Origin of the sequence: Burkholderia sp. BCC1999 (assembly GCF_905339975.1) — a bacterium.
Classification (GTDB): Bacteria; Pseudomonadota; Gammaproteobacteria; order Burkholderiales; family Burkholderiaceae; genus Burkholderia.
The window spans coordinates 1-1,262 of the sequence record NZ_CAJPHP010000058.1 but is presented as its reverse complement, the minus strand read 5'-3'; the positions used below and the strand labels follow the sequence as shown (position 1 = coordinate 1,262).

General features: G+C 64.7%; 1 protein-coding gene. It reads right to left on the bottom strand.

Features of this window, described 5'->3' with window-relative positions; all coding sequences use genetic code 11:
- On the bottom strand, nucleotides 1–1,262 hold a 1,262-nt coding region (gene phnY, locus U5809_RS34530), incomplete at both ends, for a phosphonoacetaldehyde dehydrogenase (protein WP_322089844.1).

The following is a 1,262-nucleotide window of genomic DNA, read 5'->3' as shown; positions in this document are numbered from 1 at the left end:
TTCGTGAAGCTCTTCATCGCTTCCTGCACGCCTTCCTTGTAGCCGAGCCCCGAATCCTTCACGCCGCCGAACGGCGTCAGTTCGAGCCGATAGCCCGGCACTTCGCGCACGTTCACGCTGCCGACTTCCAGCTCGGTGATGAAGCGCGTGATGTTGTCGAAGCGGTTCGTACACACCGACGACGACAGCGCATAGTCGGTGCTGTTCGACATCCGGATCGCTTCGTCGATGTCGCGAAAGCGCATGATCGGCGACACGGGGCCGAACGTCTCGTACTTCACGAGCGGCATGTCGGGCGTCACGCGATCGATCACCGTCGGCGAATACAGCGCGCCATCTCGGACGTTGCCGACCAGCAGCCGTGCCCCGCGCGAAATCGCATCGTTTACCTGGTGCTCGCAGAACTTCGCAGCCGCTTCGTCGATCACGGTGCCCATGTCGACCGACGGATCGGACGGGTTGCCGTACGACCATGCGCGCGTTTTTTCGACGACCAGCTCGGTGAAGCGATCGGCCACCGACTCGTGCACGAGCATCCGCTTGATCGCCGTGCAGCGCTGCCCCGAGTTCTTGTACGAACCCGACACCGCGAGCGTGCTCGCTTCGTCGAGATCGGCATCTTCCATCACGATGATCGGATCGTTGCCGCCGAGTTCGAGCACCGCGCGCCGGTAGCCCATCCGCGACGCGATCGACTTGCCGATCGACACGCCGCCCGTGAACGTGATCAGGTCGATCGCCGGGTTCGTGATCAGCTCGTCGGCGATCTCCCTCGGGTCGCCGGTGATCACCTGCAGCATCTGCGGCGGCAGGCCGGCTTCGTACAGGATGTCCGCGAACAGGTAGCACGACAGCGGCACCTTCTCGGAAGGCTTCACGACGATCCGGTTGTTGGTCGCGACCGACGGCACGATCTTGTGCGCGACCTGGTTCATCGGATGGTTGAACGGCGTGATCGCCGAAATCACGCCGAGCAGCGGATCGCGCTGCGTGTACACGCGGCGCTTCTTGCCGTGCGGCGTCAGATCGCACGAGAAGATCTGCCCGTCATCCTTCAGCACTTCACCGGCGCCGAACGTCAGCACGTCGGCCACGCGGCCCGCCTCGTACGTCGAATCCTTGATGCACAACCCGGCCTCGGCCGTGATCAGCGCCGCGATCTCCGCAGTGCGCGAGCGCACGATGTCGGCCGCACGACGCAGGATCGCCGCGCGATCGTGACGCGTGAGCGTCGGCCGGTAGGCGCGCGCGACCGCAAACGC